Source organism: Capnocytophaga ochracea DSM 7271 (assembly GCF_000023285.1).
GTDB classification, from domain to species: Bacteria; Bacteroidota; Bacteroidia; order Flavobacteriales; family Flavobacteriaceae; genus Capnocytophaga; species Capnocytophaga ochracea.
In genome coordinates, this window is sequence record NC_013162.1 from 1,320,651 (window position 1) to 1,336,387 (window position 15,737).

Genomic DNA, 15,737 nt, shown 5'->3' on the forward strand with positions numbered 1-15,737 from the left:
AATATGACAACACATTCTTTACATATTACGCTTACAACTTCCATAGAAGAGGTACAGTTACTTTTTGAAGCACACTCTCTTTCGGCTCTAACTGTGTGTGAGGGAGATATTTTTATAGGGGTACTCCGCAAAGAAGCGGTGGAAGGTGCAACTAAGGAAGCTTCAGTAGTCGATTATCAGTATGCTCTTGAACACTATTTTATACCTCTTAGCGGTACGTGGGATGCCATAATAGAGGCTTTCGCTTCCTATCACACCGATATGCTCCCTGTAATAAATGAGAATCAGCAATTTATAGGTTATTACTACTTGGGAGACTTTATACAACAACTCACCAAAACGCCTTTTATACAAGAAGCGGGTCGGGTACTCATCTTAGAGAAAAGTGCTCACAATTATTCTTTTACTGAAATCAGTAGGATAGTGGAAGAAAATGGAGGTAAGGTATTGGGGCTTTATCTCTCTAATCGCACGGAAAACAATGTGCATATCACCCTAAAACTCATCACCAACCGACTCTCGGAAATACTACAACACCTCCGTCGTTATGGCTATGGTATCCTTACCGAGAAAGACGACGATCACTACCGCCAAGAACTCAAGGACATCGCTGATTACTTTGAAAAATACTTAGACTTAGACAATAGGTAATAGATAATAATAATCTTTAAATAAATATATTATGAAACGTTTTTTAATCATCATTTTTTTGAGTGTTACTACATTTAGCTTTGCACAAACCGCAATAGGGGTGAAAGTAACCGACCCTCTATCAGCTGTTAGCCTAATAACTCCTTTATATACAGCTACCAATGTTGATATAAAAACCTACAATGCCTTTGTTAGCCTTGGAGGCTTCGTTCGTATTCCTTTAAAAGAGCGTTGGGTATTACAAAGTGAATTGCTTTTTAAGCACGAAGCTGTGCGTTTTAGAATAGAGAATAGCAGCAAAGATTCTTATTATAGATTTGAATACTTGGACGTGCCTTTCTTAGTACAATACGAAGGTAAGAAAGCGTTTAGAGGTTTTGGTTTTGTAGGTTTTTCACCTAAAATTCTCTTCTCTTCTTCTTTTTATGATGCCTCTAAGAATATTACTTATGGAGGGAGTTCCCAATTTAATACAGTGATGTTGATGGGACATATTGGAGGAGGTGTGCTATTTGAGCGCCCTAAATGGATTTATACAGTTGATGCTCGTCTTTCTACCAATATAACGAACTTAGCATCAGGAATCCGTACAGAATATATCAATTTTGATAAAGCGAGAACATTTGTGTTTGGCATTTCGTTAGGCGCAGGCTACAAACTCTCTAAAAAGATGAGAACTATTCCTCAAGAAGAGCTCCCAATTATTATTAATGATAGCATTCCTGCTGAGGTGAATATACCACAAAAATAAGATTTTTAATTTTTAACAACATATATTATGAAACGTCTTTTAATCACCATCGTTTTTTTGAGTGTTGCTACACTCGGTTTTTCTCAGACAGCCATAGGGGTAAAACTTAATAATCCTTTGGCAACGGTAAGCGTTATAACTCCTAAAACAGCCAATGAAAGCTATAATATAGAGTATTTTGGGCATTCAGGAGTTTTTAATACAGGCGTATTCTTCCGCCTTCCACTCAAGACCCATTGGGTATTCTTACCCGAAGTGATGTACAAACGCGAAGCTATTCCTTTTCGTCCCGAAGGTTCTGATTTAAAACTATCCGACCGTCATTTTATTCGTTTTGATTGCTTGGAAGTACCTCTTTTACTACAAATAGAAGGTAAAAAGAAATTTAGGGGCTTTGGACAAATAGGAGTAGCTCCTAAATTCTTACTTTTATCCTCTTATTCCGAGAAACAATACAGTGAGAAGTATGATATCACCTCACATTTCAATAGTGTTGTGATGAATTTGCATTTAGGAGGAGGTGTAATGTGGGAATTTCCTAAAATTATACTTACGGTAGACGGTCGTTTTTCTACCAATCTATCACCTCTCACCAATCAAGAACCTACACCTTATCTAAACTTTAAAGACGCTCAGAGTTATTACTTTGCCATTTCGGTAGGTGTAGGTTTTAAACTCTCTAAAAACAGACCTTTACAGGAGCAAGAGCCTCCTGTAATTGCACCTCAGCCTGAGAGTACAGCACCTGTAGAAGCACCTACTCAGGAGACAACAGAGGTGAGAGAAGAATAGAAAAGTTCGAGAGGCTACCCGAAAATATTTTAAACTCTTCGGGTAGCCTCTCAATTGCTAACATAAATATTCTTATTCCCTTATTTCAGTTCTCTGATAAGGTACATATACACTGGGAAGTGGTCAGAATATCCCCAAGTGTAATTACCATTGCTCATACTGCGGAAAGGATATCCCTTATAGCGTCCTTTGGGGTTAGCCAAATACGAGCGATTGAATATCCCCGTTTTCCAGTAGCGGTAACTACTCTTGTCTTCTTTTAGCAAATCATAAGTAAAGTAAAACTGGTCAAAAAGATTCCAGCCGTCCTGATAGGCTAACGTTCCCATTCCTTTTTTCAGCATAGCCTCCATAGGGTTAAATAACTCTCCTTGTTTTACATCTTCTTTTTTGTCTTTGGTCTTTAACACATTCTTAAAGCCTGAGTTAATAGGGTCGTCGTTAAAGTCACCCATTGCTATCACTTTAGCATTAGGGTCTTTGCTGAGGAGTGAATCTATAATTTTCTTGTTCAAAGCCGCCGCTTTTTCACGACTGGGTCTACTTTTAGCTTCTCCTCCAAAACGCGAAGGCCAGTGGTTTACTATAAAATGAATCATTTCACCGTCCAATTCACCACTTACTAACAGTTGATCGCGAGTGTAAAGAGGCTTCCCGTCATCTTTGGTGAGGTATAAAGGGTGTGGAAATGAAGCAGTGGGTTTAAACACGCTTTTTTTGTAGATGAGAGCTACATCCACCCCACGAGCGTCGGGTGATTCGTAATGTACAATCCCATAATTATATCTCTTCAAATATTCGGTATTGATAAGGTCTCTCACTACCGCTTCGTTTTCTATTTCGGCAAGACCTACTATATCAGGGGCGTGTTTGGTAACATCACTTCCTATTTCCGAAATTACTTTGGCTATCTTGTGTACGTGGTCGTTATACACCTTACTCGTCCAGCGGTCAGCTCCCTCAGGAGTGCGGTCATCATCAAACTTATGAGGGTCATTAATCGTGTCGAAAAGGTTCTCAACGTTGTAAAAAGCAACGGTTCTCACAGCAAACTTCTTTTTCTCTTGTGCGTTTATGTAAGGTGTCATCAAGATGAACGACACCATTAAAAATACTATTCTTTTCATCTATATTAGTTTTAATTTGTTAGTCTTTAGTTATCTCAATGTTTTATTGCCTCTCTTAAAATCTTATCCTTCCTCATTTCCTCATTTGCTAACTTTCTCATTCCCTAATTTTCTCATTCAATTGCCTGTCGTGCTACGGCTAATCGCCTGTCGTGCTACGACTAAAAATCCTATCCAAAAGCCCTTTTTTCTTTTCTTTTCCCTCCTGTGTAGCTGTTTGAGTGCTTGGTGCTGGCGCAGGGGTATTTGCAGGATTTACCACATCGTCTACCGATATATCTTCCTCATCTTCCACATTGTTCAGCTTACCTTTGCGCTCATAAATCCGATAATGCACATCTCCTGCTCTTATGGTATCTTTGGGAGTATTGCTCAAAAGGCGGTCAAAGAAACCTTCGCGTACAGTAGGCTCACATTCAGTTACCTCCGTACGTATCTCTTCGCTTACCTTAAAAGTAGCTCGCGTTAGGTCTTTATACTTGCTGTTGCGGTTCAGTTGCGATACAAACAAGGCAGCAATAGGCAATGCCGAGTTAGCTCCTTGTCCCAAACGCGTACTTTTAAACCCTATCTGCTGGTCGTTACCCACCCACGTAATCATCACAAGGTTGGGGAGCATTCCCGCAAACCAACCGTCTTTATTGTCTTGGGTCGTACCTGTTTTACCCGCAAGGTCATTCGTAAGTCCGTATTGTCCACGCATACGTGATGCGGTACCTTCGTTCACGGTCGAGCGCATCATCTGTATCATTATTTGCGCAGTGCGTTCACTCAGTGCAGGAGCTAAAACCTTAGGTTTGCGTTCCCATATTACTTCCCCTTTTTTGTTCTCTATTCGGGTGATAAAATAAGGCTCTACAGGCACTCCTTTGTTCGCAAAAGCCGTATAAGCCTTAGCTACTTCTATCACCGATAGTTCAGCCGAACCCAATGCTATCGAAGGCACATTCGGTAAGGGAGAAGTGATGCCTAACTGTCGTGTTTTCTTTATCACATTCTTTAGCCCCGCATAAAAGAGCGTTTGTACTGCTATGGTGTTCAATGATTCTCGCAATCCTTTGCATACTGAGTAATATATGTTAGGGTCATCGTCAGTCTTAGAAGCGTTGCGTGGCGACCAATATTCGTAATCAGCATAGGTCAAAGGCAGTGGCGAAAAGTGCGTGCACACAGGCATTCCCATCTCTAAGGCAGTAGCGTATACTATCGGTTTAAAAACTGAGCCCACTTGGCGACGGCTTTGTAGGATATGGTCGTACTTAAAGTAGCGGAAGTCTGCTCCACCCACATAAGTTTTAATTGCCCCTGTTTGAGGCTCTACACTCACAAATCCCGTGTTTAATATGCGTATAAAACGCGACAAACTGTCCAATGTACTATGCCTTTTGATACTGTCTTCGGTATAGAAAGATAAATCCATTGGCTTCTTCTCACTCAGCTTCGCCCATATCTGCGCTTCCGAGAGTTTTTGCTCTTCAAGTTCTTTATAAGCAGGCAACTTCTTCACTTCTTCCTTAAACCAGTCACTGTCCAAGTTCCAAGGAGCACGTTTGCCATAAGTCTGTTCAAAATCTTGTTGTAACGATGTCAAATGCTTTTCCACTGCTTTCTCAGCATATTCCTGCATTGTCTTGTCAATGGTCGTATAGATGCGCAATCCATCTTTATAGATATTATAAGCCGAACCGTCTGGCTTCTTCACGTCTTTCAGCAGTTCAGGTAATAGTAAGCGTATTTGCTCTACAAGATAAGGCGCTACACCATCTTTTTCAGCCGTAGTTGCCGTAGTTTTAAGAGTGTCTCTGGTATGAACTTTAAAGTCGTCTTCGGTCAGCAAGTTGTTTTTCTTCATCTGTGCCAATACCACATTCCGACGCTCTTCACTGCGCTTGGGTGAGGTACGCGGATTATAGCTATTCGTCGCTTTAAGCGTACCGATAAGCGTAGCCGCTTCATTAAGCGTAAGGTCTCTCGCCGATTTGTCAAAGAATCGTTGCGCCGCACTTTCTATCCCGTAAGTATTATCGCTGAAAGGCACAGTATTGAGGTAAAGCGTCAAGATTTCCTCCTTGCTGTATACCTTTTCTATGCGTCTGGCTATAATCATCTCTTTGATTTTGTGTATAGGCATCGAAAGTTTCCCGTAGCGCTGCCCACGCCCATAAATATTTTTAGCCAACTGCATTGTAACAGTACTTCCCCCTCCCGATGAGTCGTCTTGCAAAAGCAGTGATTTAAAGAAAACCCTAAACAAACTCTTCGTGTCTACCCCTTTGTGCAAGTAAAAACGCTCGTCTTCGGTAGCGATAAGTGCGTTGATAAGATAAGGAGGAAAGTCCTTGTATTCTATTTTAGTACGGTCGAAGATATAAAATTTCCCTATCAATTGGTTCTCGTAATCATAAACAAGACTCGCTTCCGATTGGCGCAACTCTTTCAAATCCTCCTCTGAGGGTAACTTGCCAAAAGCCCCAAAGTAAATTAACAAGATGAGCAACAGTATACCTCCTACGCCTATCCCAATCGGTATACCTATGCATTTGAGGTAAAACTGATAAGGTTTAGCCCGCAACCATTGCCAACTGCGGTGGAATATGTTGCCTGTATATACTATCTGTTCCTGTTCCTTTTTCGGAGCGTTTTTTCTATTCTTATATCCTTGGTAAAGTCTAAAAATACCATAAGGAATTATAAGCAAAGCGAAGATAAATACCGCCCAGAGCACTTTTAAGGCATAACGTAGTAATTTATATACCATCGAAGCCAAAGCGATACAGCCTTCTAACAACCGTGATAGCAGGGTAGCAAGCGCAAGACCGCCTTGTGTAAGTAGCTTCTTAAACGATATATTTTTCAGATTCATACTTAGTTTTAATGATGTTTAAAGTACAAAAGTACGATATAATTTTCAATTAACAAAGAATCCCACCGTTTTTCTTATTCCACTTTATAGCAATTTAGGCTCTAGTCTCTTAATAAGTTTCTCTCATCGCTTACACCTTTCCTGAGCCTCTCCGAATTTCTTACCCTCTTTTCCATCTGCTAATTTCCAAATTAGCTAATTTGCTAATTCTCTTTTCCGTCACCTAATTCCCCCTCTCCGAGGGGGCTAGGGGGAGGTTATCCCCTAGTGTCTATGCCCTAAGACCTCACACCACCCCATTTTCTCATTTCCAAATTTGCTAATTCCCTAATTATTCCTTCTCCTTTCCGTCGCTACATTCCCCCTCTCTGAGGGGGCAAGGGGGAGGTTTCTTTTGATTTTCCGTCACTACACTCCCACTAAACTTCTCCCACAAATTTGCTAACCTCTAAATTTTCTAATTTTCTAATTTGCCAATTCCCTAATTATCCCTTCTCCTTTCCGTCGCTACATTCGCCCTCTCCTTGGGAGAAGTCTCCGAATAGGAGAGTATGTGAACGGGGTGAGGATTCTCTTTCTTTCGCCTCGAAACCCCATTTTTGGCATTTTTGGCATTGTTGTATTAAGCTATTAATCAATTTTTTACACACCCTTTCTATACCAATCGTCCAAGATTCGTATAAGCTTCCTATAAGCTCTCTATAAGCTACCCCCACCCTCCTTACACCCTTTTTTCATCAAAAACTCTCCTTCCTCTCTTCCGAACTTCTCCGTTTCCTTCCGAAAATCCTAACCAGTCCGATTTGTCCGACAAGCCAGACCTGTCAAAAACCCTTTTTTATCACTACCTATTTTCTAATTTTCTCATTCTCTCATTTTCTAATTCCCTAACTTTTTTTATTCTCAGAAATATCTAACAATCAAAATATTGCATTTTCTTGTAGTACTTTTGACGTAGTATGTCATTTCGTTAATTTTTCATTGTAGTAGTTTTGACGTAGCTCTTTTTTTGGAGACAAAAGAAACTTTTAGCAATTTTGCGGTGAAAAAAATCAACAACATATGGAAATAAAGAAAATATTGTTTTTCTTCCTGATGTTTTCTCTAACCGTTACCCTGCACGCTCAGCAAATTACCGTACAAGGTACCGTTTATGAAGAAGGGACTAAAAACCCCATTCCAGGAGCAAACGTAATTGTAAAGGGTACTACCCAGGGTACTTCTACCGACTTCGAAGGGCACTATACACTTCCCAATGTGCCCTCCAATGCCGTCTTAGAAGTCAGCTTCGTAGGTATGCAGACCCAAAATGTAAAAGTAGCAGGACGCTCCCGCATTAATGTTACTTTAAGAGAAAATACTCAAGAGCTCAAAGAAGTAGTAGTGATTGGGTATGGAGCCGCTCAGAAACGAGACCTTACAGGCTCTATTGTCAGTCTTAAAACCGATGAATTTGCTGACCGTCCGTCTACCAACCCCTTAGCCTCTATCCAAGGGAAGGTAGCTGGGGTGCAAATCGTTAATACAGGGCGTGCAGGGCAAGACCCCGAAATCCGTATTCGCGGTACAAACTCTATCAACGGTTATACACCTCTGTATGTAGTCGATGGGCTCTTTACCGATAATATCAACTACCTCAACCCGCAGGATATCGAGTCTATGGAAATCCTCAAAGACCCCTCGTCTCTCGCAATCTTCGGGGTTCGTGGTGCCAATGGGGTGATTATCATCACAACCAAAAAAGCCAAAAAAGGACAAACAGTCGTAAATATCAATTCTTCCGTAGGATTAAAAGTCATCAACGACCGTGTTGCAATGACTGATGCCGAAGGCTTTAAAACTCTTTATGACGAAGAGTTAGCCAATAAAGGCGCCAATCCGTTTGATTATACCCATTGGCAAGCTAATACCGATTGGCAAGATGAAATCTTCCGCCGTGCGTGGGTGTCCAATCATAACGTGAGCGTAGCTAGTTCAGGCGAGAAAGGGCGCTTTTATATGGGGGCAGGCTATACCGATGAAGAAGGCTCTATCAAGCACGAAAAACTCTCCAAACTCACTCTCAACCTCAGTAGCGATTACAACGTAACCGACTTTCTGCGCTTTGGTTTCCAAGCCAACGGATCACGTATCCTACCTGCCGACGGACGCGGTGTAGAAGCAGCACTCAAAGCGGTTCCTATTGCCCCCGTGAAAGATGAAAATACAGGTTTGTTTTACGATATGCCTAACTTCCAAAATGCACAGGTATACAATCCTATGATACGTATAGAAGAACAAGCTAATAATGCTAAAGCTTCTATTCACCGTTTAACAGGGAACATCTATGGAGAATTGAAGTTCTTGAAAGACTTTACTTTTAAAGCTACTTTCTCCGCCGATTATAACGTCCACGAAGAACGCAAATTCGACCCTCTTACCTATGTGTATAGTCCTTTAACTCGCGATAAAAAACACATAGGAGGACAGTATGAAACTCTTTCACAATCTAAGGCAACCACTTTGCGCACTCAGCAAGATTACATACTTTCATTTAAAAAGCAATGGGGGAAACACAACCTCAATGCAATGACAGGGCTCACTACTGATTATAAAGAATATTCTAAGTTAAATGGAGCGCGTAGTCAGCATATGGACGATATTATCTTTTCTCCTAACGGCAATACCGATAAATGGTGGCTTTCTTCTTTTGGAGCTAAGAATTCTTCCAATGGTTCTTCACAAAACAGACGCTTTACGATGTCTTACCTTCTTAGAACTCTTTATAATTACGACAATCGTTATTTGCTCAACGCTTCTTATCGCCGTGATGGAGCTTCAGTATTTCATCGCTTGGGTAATACGTGGGACAACTTCTACTCCTTTGGCGCAGGTTGGGTACTCAGTGAAGAAGCCTTTATGAAAAACCAAAAAGTAGTAGATTACCTCAAACTAAAAGGTTCTTGGGGTGTGCTAGGTAACCAAAACACAGGCAATGACTATCCTCTTTACCCTAGATTAGTAAGTTCAAGTAGTGCTGTTTTTGGCGACCGTATTATTACAGGCTATGTACCTGCCTATTTAGTACAAAACTTAGGTTGGGAAAAGACCTATGCGTGGGAAGCCGGTGCCGAGTTCCGTTTCTTGGGCAATCGCCTCAGTGTAGAGCCTGTTTACTATCACAAGAAAACCAAAGACCTTATTGTAAATCTGCCTAGCCTTGCAGGTACACAAAACTCTTTGGAGAACCTCGGAGAGATAGAGAATAAAGGTTGGGAAATTTCAGCCTCTTGGCAAGACCAACTCAAAGAAAGCGGATTTAGTTATGGTGTAAGTGCCAATATTACCACTATTGATAACAAAGTGCTTTCATTAGGTCGTAATGCTGAGTATGCTGTTTATAGTGGTCCAAACGACGTAGCGCGTAGCTTGGAAGGTTATCCTATTGGTCATTTTTACGGCTACAGAGTGATTGGTGTATATCAAAATTATCAGGACATTGCCAATTCTCCAGTAAATTCTTTTGGAGCTAAACCTGGTGACCTTAAATTTGCCGACCTCAACGGTGATGGTGTGATAGACACTAAAGACCGTGAGATGATAGGTAATCCTACCCCAGATCTTACCTATGGTTTTAGTCTCAATCTCGGCTACAAAGGCTTTGACCTTTCAGCAGAGTTTATGGGAGCTTATGGCAACGAAATCTATCGCGGTTGGGGCGAAAGTGGTTATGCGACCCTTAACTACCAAGCACACCGCTTGAACCGTTGGCACGGCGAAGGCACTTCCAATTGGGAACCTATTGTAGATAACAGTCGCCCCATCAATCGTATGAACTCTTCATACTATATAGAAGATGGTAGCTTTTTCCGCTTGCGCAACGTGCAGTTAGGCTATAGCTTGCCACAAGACGTATTACAACGTTTCAAAGTACAGAAATTGCGCTTCTATGCTAATATGCAAAACCTAAAAACTTGGCATAAAAACACAGGCTATGTTCCCGAAATAGGAGGTAGTGCCTTATCTTTTGGTATTGATACGGGTACTTACCCTATGCCAATGATTATTACTTACGGTGTAAATATCACTTTTTAATTAACAATTATGAAAAAGAATATAAACCATATTATAGCAATAGGATTAATGGCAACAAGTGTTGCCCTCTTCACCCATTGCAACAAGTTCGACCAAGAGCCTCAAGGCGAATGGTATGAAGGAGAACAAAAAGGAGCAGCTGGTACTTATGAAGCCGAAGTATTCGGGATGTATGGTAAAATGCGAGCTTCTTCTATCACGTCAGGATTACCAGCTTTGGCGGTACACAGCTTTCGCAGTGAAGATGCCGAAAAAGGCTCTAACGCAGGAGATTCAGCTGATTCTAAGAATGTAGACGAATTCAATTACGTAGCTACCAATGCTCTTGTATCACAGTATTACGACGGAAACTATGAATTGATTTTCGCAGCCAATACCGTAATTGACAAGATTAATAATGCTGATCAAGCCTCTTTGGCAGAAACAGATAAAGTGAACAGAGGAGAAGCTCATTTCTTCCGTGCTTATGCTTTTTTCAATTTGGTGCGCGCTTTTGGTGAAGTACCTCTTATTAACTTCTCGGTGAAAAGTAGAGATGAAGCCAATAAACCAAAAGCATCAGTAGAAAACATTTACGCACAAATTGATGCTGACCTTGCTATTGCCGAGCGCGATTTACCACGAATGTGGCCTACTACTTTTGTAGGACGCCTTACTTGGGGAGCTGCTCGCGCCCTGCACGCTCGCACCTATATGATGCGTAGTAATTGGCAAGAAATGTATAGCGCTTCTGTAGATGTAATTAACTCAGGATTGTATAATCTAAGTGCCGATTACAATAAGATTTTCCGTGAGACAGGCGAGAATGGACCCGGTTCTATTTTTGAATTGCAATGCACTTTTGATAAGGCATACGGAGCAGAACAAGTAGGAAGTACTTTTGCCCAAGTACAAGGAGTACGCGGTTCTGGACAATGGGATTTCGGTTGGGGTTTCAACTGTCCTACTCAACTCTTAGCTGATGCTTTTGAAGCAGGTGACCCTCGCAAAGATGAAACCTTGCTTTATTTTGCTAAAAATATAGCAGAAGCTAACGCTATGCAACCAAACACACCCTATGGCGAAAAACCTATCGCTAATAATGATGTAGTGAATAAGTATTACAACAAGAAAGTATATACTGATCCTGCTTTGCGTCGCACCAATAGCAAGTTTGGTTATTGGTTCAATATTCGTCTTATTCGTTATTCCGATGTACTCTTAATGGCTGCCGAAGCAGCTAATGAGCTTGGCAACAGCGCCGAAGCCCTTACCTACTTGGAACAAGTGCGCGCCCGTGCAAGACGAACTAGTAGTACCCCCGTGCTTCCTGCCGTTACTACCACTAATCAAAGTGATTTGCGTAAGGCTATTCGTCACGAGCGCCGTGTAGAACTGGGTATGGAGTTTGACCGCTTTTATGACTTAGTACGTTGGAATATAGATGTAGAAACTCTTCATAATGCAAATAAAGCCTCTTATCAAGTAAAACATCGTTTGTTTCCTTTACCACAAACACAGATAGACCGTTCTAATGGAGTACTCGTTCAAAACCCTAATTATTAATTGAGATAACAGGTCTAAACTTAGCCAAAGTTTCAAACTTCGGCTAAGTTGAAAATCTAAAATTTACTACAATGAAAAAATATGTATTATATATCAGTTTTATGGTGAGTCTGACAGCCCTTACCAGCTGTTTCCAAGACTTAGACCAAGACCCTGCGTTTGATTATCCCAAGCAACCTCCTATCTTAGACTATGTAAAGCCTAAATTAGCTTTTACTTTTGAAGATAATAGTGAGGATATGAGTGTGTATAAAGCAACCACTCAGGTAGTAGGAAATGCTTCCTATACACAAGGAAAAGTAAAAAAAGCTTATCAAGGAGCTGATAATAGCTATATACTTATCACACCTCCTACTACCCCACTTAATGGTGGTAAATCGTTGCACGATATATTGAGTAACTTAGGTAGTTTTTCTATCGCTTTTTGGATAAATGCCGAAAAACCTACTAAGGCAATAGGATTATTTTCTTTAACCAATAACAAAGGCTTTTGGAGTTATATAGACCTATTTATGGAGCCAGGTAATTCAACTCAAACCAATGGACGTTTTAAACTGCATTTGAGCAACGGTACCGAAAATGGTTGGGTAGATAAGGTAATCCCAGAAACATTAGGCAAATGGGTACATTTGGTCTTTCGTTATGATGCTACCACAGGTAAGGTTACTATTTTTCGGAATGGAGCAGAGGTACATTCGCAAGAGTTTAAGACTTTGGGAGGCATAGCGTGCCCCAACTTAGGTACTCTTGTAGTAGGGACGCTTCCTTTTCAAACTACTCCTCCGCTCACCACTGGGGCAGGTGCACAAGGATGGGCAGGATTCTACAAAGGTCAGTTAGACCAGTTTTATTTCTTTAATGAACCTATTAATGATGTTCAAATAAAAACATTAGCGAGTGAAAAATAGATATTTAATAATTTTTATCATCTTTCTTTACAGCATCAGTATCAGTGCTCAGAATGAGGCGTATACCAAAGGCGTATATGTAGATAAGCAAAAGAACAGTATGCCTTACCGCTTTCTTCAACCTAAAAAAATGGAGAAAGGCAAGAAATACCCTTTGGTGCTCTTCTTGCACGGAGCTGGCGAAAGAGGGAACGATAATGAGAGTCAGTTGCGCAATGGGGGTACAGTGTTTAGCAATCCTGCGAACCGAGATAAGTACCCTTGCTTTGTGCTCTTTCCGCAGTGCCCTGAGGGTGCCTACTGGTCGCTTGAAAAGCGTCCTGAAAAAGGTTACAAAAGCGATAATCCTTTGCCAAAGGACACTCCTATTACCAGTCATTTGCGGTTGGTGAAGGAACTTTTAGACGAGACTTTGGCTACTTACCCTATCGACCCTAAACGAGTGTACATTATGGGCATTTCGATGGGTGCGATTGCTACTTTGGATATGGTGTATCGCTTCCCCGATACGTTTGACAAAGCTGTCTCGATATGTGGGGCGACTAATATAGAGCGTATGCGTGAGTTCAAAGGGAAGACAAAATTCCGCTTTTATCACGGTGATATTGACGATGTGATACCGGTGACTTACTCGCGCGAAGCCTATGAGGCGTTGAAAAGCACTGGCAAGAAAGTAGAATACATAGAGTTCTACGGAGCTAATCACAACGCTTGGCACCCTGCTTTTAACACCAAAGACTTTTTAGAATGGAGTTTTAGGTAAGGGAAATGAGGTGCGAGCCGCACAGGCAGTGTGAGCCACACAGGCAAAACTTTGGCAAAGTGTGTACCCTTAAAAGTGACATATTTGAGCTATCGGAAGGAAACGGAAAAGTTCGGAAGAGAGTTGAGAGAGATTTTGGCGAAAAAAGGCTGTAAGGAGGGTGGGGTTAGCTTATAGAGAGCTTATAGGAAGCTTATACGAATCTTGGACGATTGGTATAGAAAGGGTATATAAGTTATTGACTCATAGTATAATACAGCGATATAAAAAATGTTAAAAACGGGGTTTCGAGGCGAAAGAAAGAGGAATAGGTGATAGGCCTTAGGCCATAGGCACTAGGGGGGAGTGTGACGGAAAATCAAAAGAAACCTCCTCCTAGCCCCTTCAATAAGGGGGAATGTGACGAGTCATTTATTCGGTAAGCCCCCGAACCCCCGAAGGGGGACAAGCTGTAAAAGGAGACAAACCTCCGCCCTTACACATACTTTGCTTTCGTGGGGCACATACCCAGCTATTGCTGGCTACTTTCAAAGGGAGAAATTAGTGATGGATAGGAACACGAGCTACGAGCTTGCGCTAGCGGGGAGATAAGTAGCTGATGTTGCTAGATTGCACAGATTGCAATATAAATATAACTGTAAATCAGTATTAATATTATATTGAATTGATGTTAAAATAGAAAAATATACAAAATATGAAGCATTTCAAACAGATAAACAGAACATTTTTTGTGCTTCTTATTGCATTCTGCGCGTCGTGCAGTTGCAGTAAGGACAGTAAGAAAGGCGGTAATACGCCTACTCCTAAACCACCTGTTGAAAAGAATCGTCCGATGGAATTTGCTTCCGACGATGCTTTCTTAGATTATATCCAGCGTGCGCACCTCAACTATATGTGGGACGGTGCCGAACCTAACTCGGGGTTAGCCCCTGAGCGCAATCATATGGACGTGCCTTCCGATGATGCTCATATCATCACTACGGGAGGTTCGGGCTTTGGGATTGCAGGGCTATTGGTGGGTGTAGAACGCGGTTTTATACCTCGTGCACAAGCGGTAGAAAGATTTACTAAAATCGTAACTTTCTTGGAGAAAGCCGACCGTTATCACGGTGTATGGTCGCACTGGATAGACGGGCGTACGGGTAAGACCAAACCTTTTGGACAGAAAGACAATGGGGGCGACCTCGTGGAGAGTGCTTTCTTGATGCAAGGATTGCTTTGTGTACGTCAGTATTTTAAGGATGGCAACGATGCCGAAAAAGCCTTAGCTTCTCGCATTGATAAATTATGGCGCGAAATGGAATGGGATTGGTATCTAAACGGACAGGATGTGCTCTATTGGCATTGGAGTCCTGATTACGATTGGCAGATGAATTTTCCTCTGAAAGGTTATAACGAATGCCTAATTACCTATATTTTGGCAGCTTCTTCGCCAACCCACACCATTCCTGCTTCGGCTTATCACAACGGTTGGGCACGTGGAGGAGCTATTAAAAGCACTCAGGTAACTTATAATTTGCCACTTATTCTCAAACACAACGGAGCAGAACAATACGGAGGTCCGCTATTTTGGGCGCATTATTCGTATATAGGGTTGAACCCCAAAGGACTCAGCGATGATTATGCCAATTACTGGGATTTGAATCGCAATCACACCCTTATCAACTACAAATATTGCCTAGAAAACCCCAAAGGTTATAAAGGTTATGGGGCGAACTGCTGGGGACTTACCGCCAGTTATTCAGTAAAAGGGTACTCAGCCCACAGCCCCAGTAACGATTTAGGGGTGATAGTGCCTACTGCCGCCCTTTCCAGTTTTCCTTATACGCCCCAAGAATCAATGGCTGCGCTCAAGCATTTCTATTACGATTTGGGCGATACTATTTGGGGTAAATACGGCTTTTATGATGCTTTCAGCCAGCAAGCGGTATGGTATCCTAAGCGTTATTTAGCTATCGACCAGCTCACTATTGCCCCGATGATAGAAAACCACCGCACGGGTCTCATTTGGAAACTGTTTATGAGTTGCCCCGAAGTGCAGCAGGGATTAAAGAAACTGAATTTTAAGGTACAGTAAAAAAGATAAAAGGTAAAGCCCAGCATTATCTTATATCTAACCTAACCAGAAGTTTATTACTAACAGTGTTTTGAAAATTAGGTTTTAACAAAGGGCGATGTGTGAACATCGCCCTTTGTTTGATTAATGACTAAAAATAAAGAACACCAATTTTAATACAATAATACCAAAAATACCAATAATACC

Annotated in this window: 11 protein-coding genes and 1 pseudogene; 9 read left to right on the forward strand and 3 right to left on the reverse strand. The window is 41.4% G+C overall.

Annotated features, from left to right (window positions below; genetic code table 11):
- Nucleotides 1-3 precede the first annotated feature (3 nt).
- From COCH_RS05610 to COCH_RS05620, 3 genes are read left to right on the forward strand one after another with little or no spacing between them, the layout of a single operon-like run.
- A complete protein-coding gene (locus COCH_RS05610; protein ID WP_015782312.1) occupies nucleotides 4-651 on the forward strand; it encodes a CNNM metal transporter family protein in 648 nt (215 codons plus the stop codon).
- A 31-nt stretch (nucleotides 652-682) separates the two neighbouring features.
- Complete coding sequence (locus tag COCH_RS05615; protein WP_015782313.1) at nucleotides 683-1,402, forward strand: porin family protein; 720 nt, start codon at nucleotides 683-685, stop codon at nucleotides 1,400-1,402.
- 27 nt (nucleotides 1,403-1,429) lie between these two features.
- Nucleotides 1,430-2,194 (forward strand): porin family protein, encoded by a 765-nt coding sequence (locus COCH_RS05620; RefSeq protein ID WP_015782314.1) that lies wholly within the window; start codon nucleotides 1,430-1,432, stop codon nucleotides 2,192-2,194.
- A gap of 80 nt (nucleotides 2,195-2,274) precedes the next feature.
- Here COCH_RS05620 and COCH_RS05625 read toward each other — a convergent pair whose 3' ends face one another.
- From COCH_RS05625 to COCH_RS12455, 3 genes and pseudogenes are all read right to left on the reverse strand, one after another.
- Nucleotides 2,275-3,321: an endonuclease/exonuclease/phosphatase family protein gene (locus tag COCH_RS05625; RefSeq protein ID WP_009419258.1), complete on the reverse strand. Its 1,047-nt coding sequence runs from the start codon at nucleotides 3,319-3,321 to the stop codon at nucleotides 2,275-2,277.
- 139 nt (nucleotides 3,322-3,460) lie between these two features.
- Nucleotides 3,461-6,184 (reverse strand): penicillin-binding protein 1A, encoded by a 2,724-nt coding sequence (locus COCH_RS05630; RefSeq protein WP_015782315.1) that lies wholly within the window; start codon nucleotides 6,182-6,184, stop codon nucleotides 3,461-3,463.
- A gap of 699 nt (nucleotides 6,185-6,883) precedes the next feature.
- Nucleotides 6,884-7,003 (reverse strand): annotated as a pseudogene (locus tag COCH_RS12455) (glycosyltransferase).
- Between the two features lie 243 nt (nucleotides 7,004-7,246).
- Between COCH_RS12455 and COCH_RS05635 the strand changes: the two are divergent.
- From COCH_RS05635 to COCH_RS05655, 6 genes are all read left to right on the forward strand, one after another.
- Nucleotides 7,247-10,258 carry a SusC/RagA family TonB-linked outer membrane protein gene (locus tag COCH_RS05635; protein WP_015782316.1) on the forward strand — a complete coding sequence of 1,004 codons (3,012 nt, stop codon included), beginning with the start codon at nucleotides 7,247-7,249 and terminating at the stop codon, nucleotides 10,256-10,258.
- 9 nt (nucleotides 10,259-10,267) lie between these two features.
- Entirely contained in the window at nucleotides 10,268-11,803 is a 1,536-nt protein-coding gene (locus COCH_RS05640) for a RagB/SusD family nutrient uptake outer membrane protein (RefSeq protein WP_015782317.1), read from the forward strand.
- A 71-nt stretch (nucleotides 11,804-11,874) separates the two neighbouring features.
- Nucleotides 11,875-12,711 (forward strand): LamG domain-containing protein, encoded by an 837-nt coding sequence (locus COCH_RS05645; RefSeq protein WP_015782318.1) that lies wholly within the window; start codon nucleotides 11,875-11,877, stop codon nucleotides 12,709-12,711.
- Complete coding sequence (locus COCH_RS05650) at nucleotides 12,701-13,474, forward strand: carboxylesterase family protein (protein WP_015782319.1); 774 nt, start codon at nucleotides 12,701-12,703, stop codon at nucleotides 13,472-13,474. Before COCH_RS05645 ends, COCH_RS05650 begins: the two co-directional genes overlap by 11 nt.
- Nucleotides 13,475-13,883: 409 nt before the next feature.
- Nucleotides 13,884-14,018 (forward strand): phosphinothricin acetyltransferase, encoded by a 135-nt coding sequence (locus COCH_RS12460; RefSeq protein WP_223375734.1) that lies wholly within the window; start codon nucleotides 13,884-13,886, stop codon nucleotides 14,016-14,018.
- Nucleotides 14,019-14,168: 150 nt separating this feature from the next.
- On the forward strand, nucleotides 14,169-15,551 hold the full coding sequence (locus COCH_RS05655) for a glucoamylase family protein (RefSeq protein WP_015782320.1): 1,383 nt from the start codon (nucleotides 14,169-14,171) through the stop codon (nucleotides 15,549-15,551).
- The last annotated feature ends 186 nt before the right edge of the window (nucleotides 15,552-15,737 follow it).

Coding starts and splice junctions, on each gene's coding strand:
- COCH_RS05610 (WP_015782312.1), top strand. CDS start 4: ATGACAACACATTCTTTACATATTACGCTTACAACTTCCATAGAAGAG.
- COCH_RS05615 (WP_015782313.1), top strand. CDS start 683: ATGAAACGTTTTTTAATCATCATTTTTTTGAGTGTTACTACATTTAGC.
- COCH_RS05620 (WP_015782314.1), top strand. CDS start 1,430: ATGAAACGTCTTTTAATCACCATCGTTTTTTTGAGTGTTGCTACACTC.
- COCH_RS05625 (WP_009419258.1), bottom strand. CDS start 3,321: ATGAAAAGAATAGTATTTTTAATGGTGTCGTTCATCTTGATGACACCT.
- COCH_RS05630 (WP_015782315.1), bottom strand. CDS start 6,184: ATGAATCTGAAAAATATATCGTTTAAGAAGCTACTTACACAAGGCGGT.
- COCH_RS05635 (WP_015782316.1), top strand. CDS start 7,247: ATGGAAATAAAGAAAATATTGTTTTTCTTCCTGATGTTTTCTCTAACC.
- COCH_RS05640 (WP_015782317.1), top strand. CDS start 10,268: ATGAAAAAGAATATAAACCATATTATAGCAATAGGATTAATGGCAACA.
- COCH_RS05645 (WP_015782318.1), top strand. CDS start 11,875: ATGAAAAAATATGTATTATATATCAGTTTTATGGTGAGTCTGACAGCC.
- COCH_RS05655 (WP_015782320.1), top strand. CDS start 14,169: ATGAAGCATTTCAAACAGATAAACAGAACATTTTTTGTGCTTCTTATT.